Consider the following 14921-nt stretch of genomic DNA (forward strand, 5'->3'; position numbering starts at 1 on the left):
ATTAGAAAACGCCCATGCTGGGCAAACAAAACTGCCGTTGTGGGAATTGGCGTTCCTACAACGGCAGCTTTCTATGCCAATATTATTTTTTCTCTATTATATAAGACTGCAAACTCTTTTGGCAGCCATTCTTTTCATAAAACGCTTTAATTCCCGGCTGTGAACCAAAATATAACATAGTAGGGGTGTTCTCCCTTGCAAGTTGAAGAAGTCGGCTTCCAATTCCATGCTTCTGATACTCTGGAAGTATAAGTAGTTCGGTAGTCGTTCCGAAGAAATAGCCGTCCGAAAGAATACGCAGGCAACCAACAAGTCTTTTCCCATCATAGGCAGTTATATTCAGCGTCTCATACAGTACGGAAGATGACAGGATGATGGCCAGCATTAAATCACCGGTTTCCGGCGGCAGCAAACGCTGGCCTAAAAACACAAGGCCTATCGCCACCCCTGCCTGGGGAATCAGCGCCAGCCCCATGTAGTTTCTTATTTCTCTGCTCATGCCTGTAACCATACAGCTTATATATGTACCAAGATATTTTCCAATAATACGGATGACAAAATAGCTTACTCCAATCACCCCCACTGTCTGCAAAACCTTAAGATCTAAGTTCATTCCTGATACAATAAAAAATATCGACATGACAGGAGGTGTAAAGTTATTAATCTGCCGGAATAATTTTTTGTCCTCGGTCAGATTGATATATGCCGCTCCAAACACCATGCAGGACAACAGCGGAGAGATATTTACCGCTGCGCAGATTCCTGATATTCCTAACAGCATGGCGATTGCGAGAATTAGCCGGTTATCCTTGCTGCGGCTGGGGATTAACAGCCTGCTTAGAAAATAACCGCAGAAAAATCCAAAAAGGATTGCTAAAAAATTAAATACCAAAGGAATAATAATATCGTTGGCGTTTACGCCGTTTGCAGCCCGGCCATTCGCAATCGCGGATACAATACTAAAGGCAAATAAACAAACCACATCATCCAAGGCCACAATCTGTAATAATGTGTCTACAAATTCACCTTTCGCTTTATACTGATTGATGGTCATCATCGTACTGGCCGGAGCTGTTGCTGTGGCAATGGCACCTAATACAAGCGCAAATTCCCAATCCAGATTAAATACAAACTTAACAAATATTGTCACGAGAAAACCTGCCATCAGCGCTTCAAACATCGTGATAATAATAACTTTTTTTCCTGTCCTTAACAGCACCTCTTTTTTAAAAAACTTTCCCACACCAAATGCGATGAAGGCCAATGCCAGGTCACTTACAAAGCCCATATGGCCGATAATAGCTACCGGTATGAAATTCAGACAGCATGGGCCTATCAAAATACCGGCCAAGATGTAACCGCTTACCTTTGGTAAATTTAAAGTGTTCGTCAAACGGGTCATAATAAAACCCGCAAACAGTATGATTGATAAAACCATAAGGACTTCTGTCCCTTCGCTTAACTGTCCCAGAAAATTCTGCATATGATATCCCCCTTCTTGTAAATAATTGATTCCGCTTATAAATTAAAAAACTGCCTTGATTCCTCAAGACAGCTTTTCTTTTAATTCTTTTTAGTAAACTCTAAACCATGTTCAATATCCGTGACATCGATTTTAAGTCTTATGGAATCCCCAATCCATGAGTTTTCAGAGTATTCAAATGGTGTTTCATCTGTTAAAAAGGAGGTACTGTTTATCTGCAGGATCAATGTATCATAGGTAATCTTCAGCAGTTCTACTTCTGACGTAGACGGCCTTACCACTTCAATTATATTTTCCCGCCTGTGTGTCTTCAGATGATAGATCTCATTCAGTGTTTTGGACAAAGACCCATCTATGCTCAGACCATTCTCATCCAAACCTGGCGCCAATGTGGCGGGAACCCATATCCGGTTTATCGCGATTGGATTGCCATCTACCTTCATAATTCTTTTTATATAATATATCCTGCCCTGATACTGCAATGCTTCGCTTATATGTGGGTAAGTATTGTCAAACGCCCTCATTTCCACAATTTCAGGATGCCGGTCAATGTAATGCCTTACTGATTTCCCCGATTCCATCCCCGGCAGGTCCAGATTATGCATAATGGGTTTGGGTGAGGATTTCACAAATGAGCCTTTATGGCGGAACCGCACAATGAGTCCATCTTTTTCCAGTTCAGCAATCGCCTGTCGCATACACACCCGGCTCACTCCATAACTGTCCGCCAATGATTGCTCTGTAGGCAGCTTCCCCTCTGCGTCCTGCAGGCTGGAATTCATGATACGTTTCTTTAGATCTACATATATCTGATAATATACAGGAATCGGCGAGTCCTTCATTATATTGTTATTCATAATCAGTACCTCCTCTATGATGTCTATACATTAATACTTAACTATAAATATATCATAGATTTGTCAATTATCCTAGTAAAATCACTCTCCCAAAACGCTCACAAAGTATTCACGTTTACGCGGACCGTCAAATTCAAGGAAGTAAATCCCCTGTGAGTGGCCCAATACCAGTTTTCCCTCATGGATTGGAAGCGCCAGCGTCACTCCAATCAGTGATGATTTTACGTGTCCCGCCGCATCCTGCGGCGTATCATGCTGATGCTTGAAATTGATTTTTGTAGGTATCAGCCGGCATATCTCATCCTGAATATCTTCAAATCCCCTGGGGTCCCAAAAGGATGTTATGGTCAGCCCGGCTGTTGTATGGGGGGTGAAAACAATACACTGCCCCTCCGTAATACCGCTTTCTGCCACAAATGCTTTCACATCATCTGTAAGTTTTATCACATCATTTTCCTGTGATTCTATTTTGAAATTTTCAATCTTGCTTATCATTAGACTCTCCTTAACTTCCTACTTGATTATCTCTATTTTGCTTTTCCAGATAGCTGATGCGTCCTCTGCAAATTTCCAGTTATCCCTGAAGCTGCGCGAATATGTCTCACCGCTCATAATACCGATATAACCGGCCAGCAGTGCAAGTGGTATAAAATAGAGAAGCGGCGATGTAATATCAAAATCCGTTTTCGGCATCAACACACAATGTCCATCCTCCACCTCCGGATTTTCCATGTCTGTAACAACCATCAGTGGGCGTTTCATAACCTGCATATAATGAAGAGTTTCCCGCGCCCTTCCTAACGCCGGGTTTTCATCATCAATGACCACAACCGTTCCTGTTGTGCTGACATCCTTGAGGAGAAAGTTCAGATGGAGCCATTCCTCTGTATTGATATGCATGGAATATTTTCCTGCTGCTTCAATCATCTTTGCCTGTCCATACCACGCGGACGCATAGTCAATACCGGAAGCGACAAAATCAAATCCTCCAAAATCCTTCCACTGTCCGGCAATTTTGTACACCTGGTTGTCTACACGGTCCAAAACCTCCAACAGCCTGTCCGGACATTTTTTTATATCCTTGCGATACAGGTTGGCCTGATCCATTGTATACCTTCCCCGTATCTCGCCGATTCGGATTGCCAGCAGCAGCAATGCCTCTACAGAGGCCAGATATCCCCTGACGCCCGGAGCGCTTTCAAAAGAAGGAATACTTGTATCAATTACTTTCTGGCATACAGAGCCGAGCGGCGTGGAACTTCCCGATGTCATTCCAAGGGTCAGTGCGCCCAGTTCCTTCATCCGCTCAATGGCTTCCTTGACCCTGGACACTTTCCCAGAATTGCTGACAGTAATCACTAATGGACAATTAGGCGCTCCTCCTACGCGTGTTTTAGGGTAATGTCTTGCCACGTCTATCGCAGGAAGCACTTCAATGGGAAGCCCGGTCAAACGTTCAAACGCATGTCTGACAGCCATCCCCGCTGCCATGGAATCGCCACAGCCTGTAATGATAATATGCTGCAGTGAATATATTTCATCAAATGTAAGGGCTTCCCTTATTCTTGGCTCCATCACCTCATATTGCTGTGAAATAAGCTCCGGTATACTATAAACCTGTCTTCTCATCGCATTATCAAACTCTAAATCCATTCTATTTTCTCCTTATTTTAATGTTGTGCGGTCCATTAAATCCAGAAGGTAATTGCCCACCTCAATACTAAACCGCAGCGCGCCGGGCAGCAGTTCATCCGGCATGTGCTGTGTGTAGCGGTGCGTTTCATAAACAAAGTCACCTTCGTATTCAATTTCCTTCAGTACCGGCAGGAACTCTTCCCATTTTGTCACGCCAAAGTATGGAATCTGGTGGTCGGCCTGGATTCCATAGTGGTCGGATACATGTGTGGCTTTCAATCGGCTGCCAATCATCCTGAGCGCCAAAATCTGATCCTGCTCCATGATGGAGGCGTGTTCAAAGTCCCATGCAATCCCAATCCGCTCTGAATCCAGGGCATCAACCAATTCAACCAGTTCTTCCGCTGTTGACGTATATCTTCTCTTCGGGCATATATTCAAATCCCAAAGGTTCTCAATGGCAATATGTAAATCCAACGCTTCTGCTATTTCCAGTTTTTCTCTAAAATATTGTATATTCCCATCCAGGGATTTTTTTCTTAAATCCGGTACATTCCACATGGTAGCCGCATGGGTCACGGCCCATTTAACGCCCAGCATTGCGGATCCTTTCATACAGCGCCGGATGATTTCTTCTTTTTCACCGGCTTCATCATCCCCCACTGAAAACACTTCATAGAAATGCAGGTGCGACTGTGAAAATTCGACCCCGTACCTGGCTGCGGCATCCGCAATGCTGTCAACCCACCATTGCCACTTGTCTGTAAGCAAAGGAGTAGGGAAGTTCGCGCAGTCATGAAAATTCATATCCAGAACCTTGTATCCCGCTTCTGCACATAGCTTCACGGCGTTTGGTATCTCTTCCTTTCTGCCATATGGCCTGTTAAAAGCAATGGTAGTAGATGTTCCCAGTCTCATGTCTGTCTTCCCCTCCTTGACTATCCTTTTACCGAACCTGCCGTCATACCGCGGACAATCTGTTTCTCTGAAACAATAAACACCAGAAGCGACGGCACCAGCACCATAACGGCACCTGCCATCGTGGCTCCATAAACGGCTTCTTCCGCAAAGTTAAGCATAGTAATTCCAACCTGTACAGTCCTCATCTCATTTCTCGTAGTAATCAGCATGGGCCATAAATACATATTCCATGTGCTGACGAAGGAGGAGATAAAAACAGACGCGAGCACAGGCTTCGCAATAGGCATAAGGATACGGGTATAAAACCCAAAGCTGTTACAGCCGTCCATCTCTGCCGCTTCCTTTAACTCCTTAGAGACTCCCAGGAAATATTGCCGCATCATGAATACATTTGCGGCTGAAACAAAATACAGAATCATGACTCCAAGATAATTGTTTACAAGCCCCATCCCGGATACCGTCATATAGTTCGTTACAATGGTTGCATCGGCCGGTATCAGCAAGGTGCCCAGAACCAAATAGAACAGCAGTGACTTTCCTTTATAATCAAAAAAGGAAAACGAATACGCGGCCAGTGATGCTGTTATGATTCTGACCGTGCTGCACACCAGTGATACAAAGATGGAGTTTAGGATAAACCTTGGTATTTTTGACATCTTTAACGCTGCTATGTAATTGCCGAGGTATAGCTCCTGGGGAAACAGGTTAGGCGGAGAGGACAGGATTTCCCTCGGCTGCATAAATGACATGAGAATGCAGTAGATGACAGGAGACGCGAGAATGATTCCCCATGTAATACAGGCCCCCTGCAATATACAGCTCAGGATTTTCTTCTTTTTCTTAGCTCCCATCAATTATAATACACCCCCTTCTTTTCAAACCTAAAGCTAATCAGTATCATAATGAATGCAAATGTAAAGCCCACAATTGCCGCCGCATAGGAAGAACCATAATTATAAATCTCAAATGCTTTCTTATACATATAGTAGATAATTGTGGAGGTTGCATTGTTTGGTCCACCCTTGGTCAATACGATAACCTGTCCGGACATCATCATGCTGGTTGCCAGGTTGGTACACAGCAAATAGAAAATAGTAGGAGATACCATGGGCAAATAGATATCCTTCAGTTCATGGCAAAGGTTTGCGCCGTCAATTCTCGCCGCTTCAATCAAATCATCCGACACGCCTCTTACCGCAGATAATAAAAACAGAAAATCCATTCCGATTCCAAGCCATATCCCCAGGAAAATCAGGGCCGGCATGGCCGTATTCTCTCCATTAAACCAAAGGCAATCCAAATTAAATATGTGGTTGAATGCGCCAATCTGCGGATTCAATAACAGCTTGAATATCAATGCTGCGACAGACATGGATACTGCCATAGGAAATGCAAACAGCAGTTCATAGATACCGGAAAATTTTCTTTTTTTACTGGCCAAAAATGCCATGAAAAATGCTAACGCTATTGTAATTGGCACCTGAATAAACGTATAAATAAAAGTATTAATGATTGAACGGATGAAGGTCGGGTCATGGAAAAGATTAACATAATTCTCTGCCCCTATAAATTCCACTGCCTTTCCTGTGGCATTCGTCAAAAATGTACTTGTGACAATTGTTTTCGCAAAGGGAAAATATGTAAATGTCACCATTAGTCCTAAAGCCGGTATCAGATAAAAATAAGGCTCTGCCTTTTTTAAGATACTTTTCTTTTTCTTTGTTGGAGTTACTGCTATACTATTCACTTTCATCCCCCATTTTCAAAAACAATATGTTTCTATTGCTTCCATCACTCCATACGCAAAGGAACCTTTGGCAACATAATCCGCCGCTTCCTTTAATTCATCATTTGCATTGTTAACCGCCACTCCGACCCCAGCCACCCGTATCATCTCCAAATCATTGGAAAAGTCCCCGCAGGCCATGATTTCATCCATCGAGACCCCTAATAATCCGGCCAGTTCCTTCACTCCGGTTGCTTTGTTGCATCCCTTTGGGCCAAGCTCCACCGCTGCGTCGGAATAAGTAGTTACCCAATACAGCTCCTTAAAATTTTCCATTTCCTTTTGATAGTTATGTATCTTCCCCGTCTTATTCTCATCCATAAACATAACCTTTTGGAAACGTGCTTTATACCAATCGGTTCCATCCAGGTCAATTGGTTCCTTAAACCGGTTCCCTATACTCTGGTGATAGCGGACATAATCCGTCTCCCGAATCGCCCGTTCCCCCTTTTCATCTGTCAATGTGACAGTCAGGCCGTCACGGTCGGCTTGACCAATATAACGGAGAATGGGCAGGACGGAAAAATCATGGGCAGCAAGATATTGATTCTCTTGCACAATGCATGCCCCATTCGCGATGACACAAGGATCTGTAATGCCCAGCTCTTTTATAATCGGCTCCGCCAGTTCCTTTGTCCTTCCAGTGGATACGGCAAACCGGATCCCGTTTTCCCTGCATTTTTTTACTGTGGCAGCCAGTTGGGGAGGAATTTTCTCCGAACTGTCAATTAACGTTCCGTCAATATCGGTTACAACCAGTTTTATTCCCATATATACTCACTTCCTTTCTCAATATATTTCTATCTTACTATGCTCTGTTGCGAATCCTCCTTTACTGAAATCCCATCTGTCCCGGAATCCCCTTGAATACTGCTCTCCGGTGAGTTCACATATCTTCCCTGCCAGCAGGGCGATTGGTATCATATGCGTAAACGGGTCAAGCAGCACATGTCCGCTGGGCGGCAGGACAATCCGGTTTTGATTTGTCGTCTCCCCATCCGCCTCATCCGTTATGACACACAGCCGGCGTTTCAGATATGCCATATAATCCAGTACCTCCAGATCCCGTGATTCTGACCTGGCAAAGGAACTTTTAATAAAGATTGTAGCTATCTCCTCCGGACGGCACATAAAAAAGGTGGAATGAAGCCAGTCCTCTGTACTGCACTCAAGTGCCGGTTTTCCAGTCTGCCCGGTCATCAGCTGACGCCCCAGCCAGGCAGACAGATAATCGCTCCCAGAACCTACAAACTCAAACAGGAAAGAACCGGCGGTATGCTCCGCAAAGCCATTAACCTGGTGTTCTATGGATGGAAGCCGCAGTTTTAGCTTCCGCTCCATCTGCATGAACGTATCAAAAAGTTCTGCTGTATCCTTTTTCTCCCCAATCTGCTTAACATTCGCAGTTCTCTTGGCAAGTATGAGAAAAAAGAGCAGTGTCACTGCAAAATTACAGAGTGGAAGGCTCTCCTTTATCTCCGGTATATCGATTCCCACCAGGTATTCCCCATGGGCCGCGCATCTGGACGACCGGTCCGACGTCACAGCAACGGTCATGATTCCATGTCGCCGCATCCGTTCCAGGCATTCAGCAACCCTGGCAACTATGCCGGATTTGCTGATACCGATAAACATGGTTTTGTCTTTTGGAAACAGGCTGGGATTCATTGCTCGCGAACAGTCAATTGAAAACGGGACCTCCACCGGTATATGGCAAATCTCTTCAAAAAGGCATTTGGCATATAACGCGGCAATATAAGAATACCCGCAACCGGTTACTATGATATGTTCCACCCTTTTAAGTGTCTCATCCGGCATGAATTGTACCACGCTCTTGTGAAGCCGCTCAAAGTGTCCTGTCAACAGGGAAGGGAGCTTATATGTGTGTTCTCTGATATAATTATACTGTTCCACATCTTCCTCACTGCTCTATGGGGTTTGCGCGGTTATATTCATCCAAAGCCGCATTGCAGGCCTCTGCCATGGCTGCTACACATTCATCAACCGATAACTCACCCGCGGCAAATTTTTCCCCGTTCTCTTTAAAAATAGTGGTAAATGCCTGCTGTGTGGGGGCCAGATGCTCCTGGATATGCGGATCCGATTGAATCAGCGCATTATAAGCAACATTAAATTCCGGCCGCTTTTCTATATATTCCTTCATTCCTTCTGTATCCATTGCTTTTTGGTTTACCGGGATACATCCCGTAGCCAGCACCCACTCTGACTGATACTCTGCTGAAACCCATGTTTTCATAAACACCCAGGATTTTGCAATCTTCTGTCCATCCCCTCTGTCAAATACATAGATGGAGGAACCACCCGGGCATACACCACCGCTGTCCTCTGCCGTAACCTTCGGAAGAGGCACAACCCCCAGCTCAAATCCCTTTTCTTCCGCTACATTTTCCATACTTTCCAGCACGCTGTTACTGGAAAACATCATAGCGCTTGTCCCTGCCATAAATTCATCCCTGGCCTGCGTCCCCTCATCCACAGTCTGTACAGCCCCTGTATCGAGTACCTTTTTCCATTCTGTCAGGAACTTTTTCATGGTCCCGTTTGTATCAAACTCAACCTTGGTCATACGTCCGGCATGTCCGTTCTCATGATCTCCAATATATGAATATTCTCCCTGGCCGGCAATGAAATGATTCAGATATGCGTTCTGTATTCCCATGGTGATTGCGTACTGTTTTACTCCCGAAGAATCTTTCTTAAGAAGCTTTCCAGCTGCCTCTGCCACTTCTGCCAGTGTTTCAGGAGGAGCCTCAGGGTCAAGTCCCGCTTCCTCAAAGGCAGTCTTGTTGTAATACATTGTCATGGTAGAAGCATGGAATGGCAGGCTGTTCAATTTGCCCGCGTATGTATATGTGTTAACCAGTTGGGGAAGTAATTCATCTGTGTTAAAAGAATCATCCTGCGCAATCAAATCCGCTGCCGGAACAACATAGGACACGGTGCTCATATACTCGGTATCCCCCGCGAATACCTGAACCAAATCCGGCATGTTCTCTACATCGCCCGCAAGGATCAGGGCTTTTAATTTACTGATTAAATCTGATGAGCTTTGATAAACAGGCGTAATTTTGATTCCCATTTCTTTTCCCACCGTATCATTAAACTCTGGAATCATTATTTTTTCCAGACATTCCCCTGCGGCTCCCCCGCGGTTATGCCAAAAAATCAATTCCGTGGTCTGGGATTTATCCACCTGCTCCAGGGTCACGGGTTCTCCCGATTTTGCGGCTCCCGCCTGTGTGGATGATGTCTTACTCCCTCCGCAGGCTGTCAGGGAAAACGCCATTGCCGCTGCCAATACAGTTGCTAAAATCTTCTTTTTCATGTGTACCTCCTTATCTATTTTTATTAATATTGTTTCTTAAGTAACTTACTGTCGTATATTCAATTGTCAATGTACATTATGTCCATATTTCCCGCTCATTGTTTATTGTATATATGTATTATTATTAATACATATTGATATAATAGAATATACGCTTTTTCAACAAAAAAAGCAAGTGTTTTTTTCATTTTTGTAAGCTTATCCTATAATTGAAAGGGGAATGTTTTAATCCTCCTGCTATAGCTGCCCTGTTTCAAAATATCTTGAAAATATTTCCAATCCTGTTTTTTTATTATATCCTCATACCGGTAGAAAAGCCCGGGATAATCCCTGCTAATCCATTCCAGTATACGATTAGCCTGTAAATCATCCGGACCGCACCGCAGCCTGTCTATATAAAGCGGTATCTTAATATCCAGCGTGCCCAGTACACAATCTAAATCTGTAATGCCCGGAAGAACCGGCGCCAGGGTAGCCCATATCTCCAAGCCATTCCTGCGTAATTAATTCGCATGATCAATCCCTGTATGCCTGCCGCCTCCATTCATTGCCTCAAGAAACGGTATCCTTGACAGTTCAGCCACTACAATAACCCGCGATTCCATGGATTTAAGAATTTTAATGTAATCCAGAATCACGTTTGATGCAGCTGAAGTTGTTATTACCAGTGGTATCCTGTATCTGCGGATCAGCTCCAGACATTTTCCTGTCAGCCTATACTCCCTTTCCAGCTCCATGAACGGATCACATACACTGCCCAGGTATAGATAACCATCATCCATACGATTTGAGAGATAATCCTCTAAAAGGCTTACAATATTCATTTTAACCTGTACACGGTTTTCCCATCCGGGAAAACTTAGCCAGTATCAATAAGGGCATCCCATCATACATCCATTATATGGATTTAGATAGGAATGCCCGTGGGGTGAAAGATCGATTGCCGTTTCTGCTTGTATCTCCTCTAATGTCACTGAAACACATGGATTACTTTCTGCTGGTTAACATCAATCAGCCCATATGTATTGAGCCTCAATTCCGGTATGACCGGAAGGCTCACGAATGCCAGTGTCATAAACGGGTCAATATCATCCGGAATCCCCATCACTCTTAGATTTTTCTTTAATTCCTCGAGTCTGGCATCTATCTGTTCCATTGACACGGTGCCCATCAGGCCTGCAATCGGCAGCGCGAGTTTTCCTATGACCTGTCCATTCAGGACTACAGCCAGTCCTCCCTGGTTTTCCCGCACGCAGTTTCCTGCAATCGCCATATCACGGTCACTCACACCTGCGATAATCAGATTATGGGAGTCATGCGCGATACTTGACGCCACCGCGCCTTTTTTCAGTCCGTATCCCCCTAAAAAGCCCAGACCAATATGGCCTGTATTATGATGGCGTTCCACTACTGCCAGTTTAACGATGTCGCGGCTGGTATCCACCCCCGGAGCATATCCCTCACATGACAATGGCTCATATTCCTTTGCTGCTGTCAGGAGTTCATGAGGGGTCAGGCATATGACGCGCTGCTTCTGGCCGGTGACAGGAAGATGAAAATCTTTCTCTTTAAGAACTGGCATATGGAAGGATGAAAAGACGCGCTTCTTTGTATCACCATAAATCTCCGGAATCATACCACTTTTTAGCTTCAGACTTCTGCCCTCTTTTGCGGCCAGCCTTCCATTTTTATATACACTGTCCACATGGAATGTATCCAAATCTGACAGGACCGTTATATCAGCCAGCTTTCCAGGCGCTATTGCGCCCCTGTCCTTTAAGCCGAAATACTCTGCCGCGTGTAAGCTTCCCATTTTAATTGCCTTTATCGGATCGGCCCCACGTTTTACCGCTTCCCTGATAATGTAATCAATGTGTCCGCAACGCAGCAAATCTCCCGGATGCTTGTCATCCGTAACCAGCATGGATCTTCGGTAGTACGGCTCCGCAAATAAAGGCATCAAGGCGTCCAGATTATGAGCAGCCGTCCCTTCCCTTATCATAATCCACTGACCGCGTCTCATCTTTTCCACTGCTTCCCCAAATACAGCACATTCATGGTCCGATCCAACGCCGGCCGTGATATACGCATTTAACTCCTTTCCTGACAGAAAGGGGGCGTGCCCATCAATGAGCTTTCCCATATCCAGGGCGTCCTGGATTTTCTCCAGTATTTCCCCTTCCGCCCGGACCGTACCATATGAATTCATCATTTCTGCCAATCCCAATACCCACCCGCTCTGGTAATAGCCCTTCAGGTCTCTTGCTGTCAGTTCTGATCCCGACTCGTCAAGACCAGTGGACGGCACACAGGACGGAAGCATGAAAAAGACATCCAGATCCAATGGTTCTGTGACAGCCAGCATGTAATCAATCCCCACCGCGCCTGCCACATTAGCAATCTCATGCGGATCCGTTATTACTGTTGTTGTGCCATGTGGAAGTACAATCCGCTCAAATTCAGCAGGGCTTACCATGGAACTTTCCAAATGTATATGTCCGTCAATAAAACCCGGGCATACGATTCTGCCTTCCATTTCCGTCTCGATTTCGCCATGGTATTCGCCAATGCCAACAATCACCCCCTGGTTAATTGCAATATCGCCCTGTTCGATTTCTTCCGTAAACACGTTTACAATGGAAGCATGTTTCAAAACCAGTTCAGCCTTCGTTTCACCTGATGCGGCTGATATGTTTTCTGCCATACTATCCTGCATCCAATTTCACCTCAATCCCTCTTTGAACCATATCACAGGCAGGATTCCAATAGTTCCTTTGCCACGTGCTTTATCACTTCTTCCAGCTTCCCTTTATATATCTTCATGGAGCTTCCAAACATCAGATTGGCGGGATAGTTAAAATTTTCTACATTACTGCCCGTCATGTCCCGGTATTCAGCAGTTTCCCCCAGATGAGGAATTTTCTCAATACATGGCCTTGTATCATCCATATACCCAAACAGCTTTTTCCCCATCTCAAACCCCATACCGCACTCAAACCCTACATCATTTGCGCACTCGTATCCGCGGTAATTGTTCAAATCAGCAAGGACTGCGTCACAGCTCTTCACCAGGCAGCGATAGTTTTCCGTCAATGCCGCTGCTCTCGTATAGGGATTCGCGCTCTCTGCTTTTGGCAGTTCCTCCGCCCAGTCACATGGAGTAACTGCTTCTAACCCATTTTCCCTGCAGATATTCTTCAAAGACTTATAGATATTATCTGCATCGTTCTCATAGCGGGTCAGGTCAGCCAGATAAATCTTTGGACGGCCCGGTATATTCCCTCTCCCCGGCATATTCCTCCCTTTGGGCATTTCTCCGCTTTCTTCCGCTTCATGCCTTGACGCAGACACCTTTCGCCCCTCTGCCTTCCACTCTTCTTCCAGGTCCGTCATCAGCATGGACAAACAATCGTCAAAGTCACCTTCCACTATTTTTGTAGACCCTACTACAGCCGGGGCAAACGGCAGCTCTTTATATGGCGCCTGCTTTCCTTTTTCATCATATACCACACCGTCCTGCATGGTGTATTTCTGGTCCTTCCATGCCAACGGACGCTTATCCCTTGTATAGCCATAGCATTTGAGACCGTCCGCATAAGCCATCCCAATCTCATAGATTGTGCCGCTGTCCGCCTCTGAACCGCGGTACGCTTCAAGATCCGCGATAATGACCGTGGTTTCCTTCATAATATTTTTTAGATCCTCAAAAATACTGTCCGCCCGCTTCTGAAGGTCCGGATTTCCCATATCCAACGGATGCTCATTGGGCAGTGTCACGCCAAATCCCAGGCTCTCCGCCCTCCTCCTCATCGCATTGAGAATAGAAGGACCTCCCTTATAAAAGCATTCCGGCCCCGCTATGTAGATTTTCTCCTGTTCAAACATATCAATCCTCCTGCTTACGCCAGTACAAGCTTCATTAAAAGTTTTAAGAACCCTTCATAGTCCGCGCTCTCGCCAATCTCCACCTCCGGCAGCGTCTCCCACACAAAATGATGCCTGCTGTCCAGGACGGTCATCCCCAGTGTCAATCCATCCTTTGTCTCTATTCCAACGCGGCCTGTTATCGTTGTAACAAGTTCAGGATCAATGGCATAGCCGACCGCCATACAGTCTATCACGGCACAATACGCTTCAAACCCTCTCTGATTGACAAAACGGATGGCCTGAAGGAAAAACTTTGCCTCCGGCTTATCACTCTGCTCCAGCATATGAATATCCCCGTCCGTCAGGTTTACATCAAAATGAGTTGCCACATCAAGGCCAAGCGCCACCAGCTTAACGCCTGAATTGTATACAATGTCAGCCGCTTCCGGATCAACATAGACATTCCACTCGCTCTGCGGCGTATCGCCTGTTGCGTTCGCGTAAGCATAACGGTTCAGCCCAAATGCACCGGATATAGCATAAATACCGGCAATCATGGACTTTATCTCCGGCGCCTTTTTCATTGCCATGGCCACGTTGCTCATGGGACCGGTACAAAGAATATACACTTCACCAGGATTCGCTTTCACCGTATCAATAATCAGCTCCACTGCGTGGCGCCCGCATAGGGGCGTGGCTGGATCCGGAAGATGATTCTCCGCCTGGCCATCCGTTCCGTGGGTAAACGGGTCCTTGGGGCTTTTTCTTACCATTGGTTCCGGCATTCCTTTACCTACCGGTATATCAGTACGCCCGATTAATTCCAATACCTTTAATGCGTTTTTGCTGGTCACATCCACTGAATAATTACCGCTCACGGTTGTGATTGCTTTTACCTCCAGCGCGTCCGATTTACAAGCCATGATAATTGCCATTGAATCATCCATACCCGGATCACAATCCAGGATTATTTTTTTCTTATCCATCATTCATTGTCCTCTCTGTTATTAAAACTCCGCCTGTGGG

The 14921-nt window shown here is 45.4% G+C and carries 14 protein-coding genes; all 14 read right to left on the minus strand.

Annotated features, from left to right (window positions below; all coding sequences use genetic code 11):
• Positions 1–82 precede the first annotated feature (82 nt).
• The 14 genes from LA360_RS10485 to LA360_RS10550 all read right to left on the minus strand — a co-directional run bounded on the left by LA360_RS10485 (position 83) and on the right by LA360_RS10550 (position 14884).
• On the minus strand, positions 83–1483 hold the full coding sequence (locus tag LA360_RS10485; RefSeq protein WP_112482941.1) for a GNAT family N-acetyltransferase: 1401 nt from the start codon (positions 1481–1483) through the stop codon (positions 83–85).
• Between the two features lie 80 nt (positions 1484–1563).
• Positions 1564–2340, minus strand: coding sequence for a GntR family transcriptional regulator (locus LA360_RS10490; RefSeq protein ID WP_112482939.1), 777 nt, complete (start codon positions 2338–2340; stop codon positions 1564–1566).
• An 81-nt stretch (positions 2341–2421) separates the two neighbouring features.
• A complete protein-coding gene (locus LA360_RS10495; RefSeq protein WP_112482937.1) occupies positions 2422–2835 on the minus strand; it encodes a secondary thiamine-phosphate synthase enzyme YjbQ in 414 nt (137 codons plus the stop codon).
• Positions 2836–2853: 18 nt separating this feature from the next.
• Complete coding sequence (locus LA360_RS10500; protein ID WP_112482935.1) at positions 2854–3993, minus strand: SIS domain-containing protein; 1140 nt, start codon at positions 3991–3993, stop codon at positions 2854–2856.
• A gap of 12 nt (positions 3994–4005) precedes the next feature.
• Positions 4006–4893 (minus strand): sugar phosphate isomerase/epimerase family protein, encoded by an 888-nt coding sequence (locus LA360_RS10505; RefSeq protein WP_112482933.1) that lies wholly within the window; start codon positions 4891–4893, stop codon positions 4006–4008.
• Between the two features lie 20 nt (positions 4894–4913).
• Positions 4914–5747, minus strand: coding sequence for a carbohydrate ABC transporter permease (locus LA360_RS10510; RefSeq protein WP_112482931.1), 834 nt, complete (start codon positions 5745–5747; stop codon positions 4914–4916).
• Positions 5747–6643: a carbohydrate ABC transporter permease gene (locus LA360_RS10515; RefSeq protein WP_160116364.1), complete on the minus strand. Its 897-nt coding sequence runs from the start codon at positions 6641–6643 to the stop codon at positions 5747–5749. The genes LA360_RS10510 and LA360_RS10515 overlap by 1 nt, the downstream gene beginning before the upstream one ends.
• Positions 6644–6658: 15 nt before the next feature.
• Positions 6659–7453, minus strand: a complete 795-nt coding sequence (locus LA360_RS10520; protein WP_112482927.1) for an HAD family hydrolase — start codon at positions 7451–7453, stop codon at positions 6659–6661.
• Positions 7454–7471: 18 nt separating this feature from the next.
• Positions 7472–8596, minus strand: a complete 1125-nt coding sequence (locus LA360_RS10525; protein WP_112482925.1) for an SIS domain-containing protein — start codon at positions 8594–8596, stop codon at positions 7472–7474.
• A 7-nt stretch (positions 8597–8603) separates the two neighbouring features.
• A complete protein-coding gene (locus tag LA360_RS10530) occupies positions 8604–10028 on the minus strand; it encodes an extracellular solute-binding protein (protein WP_112482923.1) in 1425 nt (474 codons plus the stop codon).
• A 503-nt stretch (positions 10029–10531) separates the two neighbouring features.
• On the minus strand, positions 10532–10852 hold the full coding sequence (locus LA360_RS10535; protein ID WP_112482920.1) for a hypothetical protein: 321 nt from the start codon (positions 10850–10852) through the stop codon (positions 10532–10534).
• 146 nt (positions 10853–10998) lie between these two features.
• A complete protein-coding gene (gene ade / locus LA360_RS10540) occupies positions 10999–12732 on the minus strand; it encodes an adenine deaminase (RefSeq protein ID WP_225537492.1) in 1734 nt (577 codons plus the stop codon).
• 44 nt (positions 12733–12776) lie between these two features.
• The gene (locus LA360_RS10545) at positions 12777–13913 is read right to left on the minus strand and encodes a nucleoside 2-deoxyribosyltransferase (RefSeq protein WP_112482916.1); all 1137 of its coding nucleotides are present in this window, start codon (positions 13911–13913) and stop codon (positions 12777–12779) included.
• Positions 13914–13927: 14 nt separating this feature from the next.
• Positions 13928–14884, minus strand: a complete 957-nt coding sequence (locus LA360_RS10550; RefSeq protein WP_225537493.1) for a nucleoside hydrolase — start codon at positions 14882–14884, stop codon at positions 13928–13930.
• Between the last annotated feature and the right edge of the window lie 37 nt (positions 14885–14921).

Origin of the sequence: Enterocloster clostridioformis (assembly GCF_020297485.1) — a bacterium.
In the GTDB taxonomy this organism is placed as follows: domain Bacteria; phylum Bacillota; class Clostridia; order Lachnospirales; family Lachnospiraceae; genus Enterocloster; species Enterocloster clostridioformis.

What these genes read in the sequence shown, in the direction of transcription:
- LA360_RS10520 (WP_112482927.1), bottom strand. Translation starts at nt 7,453, where the DNA reads ATGGGAATAAAACTGGTTGTAACCGATATTGACGGAACGTTAATTGAC.
- LA360_RS10485 (WP_112482941.1), bottom strand. Translation starts at nt 1,483, where the DNA reads ATGCAGAATTTTCTGGGACAGTTAAGCGAAGGGACAGAAGTCCTTATG.
- LA360_RS10490 (WP_112482939.1), bottom strand. Translation starts at nt 2,340, where the DNA reads ATGAATAACAATATAATGAAGGACTCGCCGATTCCTGTATATTATCAG.
- LA360_RS10500 (WP_112482935.1), bottom strand. Translation starts at nt 3,993, where the DNA reads ATGGATTTAGAGTTTGATAATGCGATGAGAAGACAGGTTTATAGTATA.
- LA360_RS10550 (WP_225537493.1), bottom strand. Translation starts at nt 14,884, where the DNA reads ATGATGGATAAGAAAAAAATAATCCTGGATTGTGATCCGGGTATGGAT.
- ade (WP_225537492.1), bottom strand. Translation starts at nt 12,732, where the DNA reads ATGGCAGAAAACATATCAGCCGCATCAGGTGAAACGAAGGCTGAACTG.
- LA360_RS10530 (WP_112482923.1), bottom strand. Translation starts at nt 10,028, where the DNA reads ATGAAAAAGAAGATTTTAGCAACTGTATTGGCAGCGGCAATGGCGTTT.
- LA360_RS10505 (WP_112482933.1), bottom strand. Translation starts at nt 4,893, where the DNA reads ATGAGACTGGGAACATCTACTACCATTGCTTTTAACAGGCCATATGGC.
- LA360_RS10495 (WP_112482937.1), bottom strand. Translation starts at nt 2,835, where the DNA reads ATGATAAGCAAGATTGAAAATTTCAAAATAGAATCACAGGAAAATGAT.
- LA360_RS10545 (WP_112482916.1), bottom strand. Translation starts at nt 13,913, where the DNA reads ATGTTTGAACAGGAGAAAATCTACATAGCGGGGCCGGAATGCTTTTAT.
- LA360_RS10510 (WP_112482931.1), bottom strand. Translation starts at nt 5,747, where the DNA reads ATGGGAGCTAAGAAAAAGAAGAAAATCCTGAGCTGTATATTGCAGGGG.
- LA360_RS10535 (WP_112482920.1), bottom strand. Translation starts at nt 10,852, where the DNA reads ATGAATATTGTAAGCCTTTTAGAGGATTATCTCTCAAATCGTATGGAT.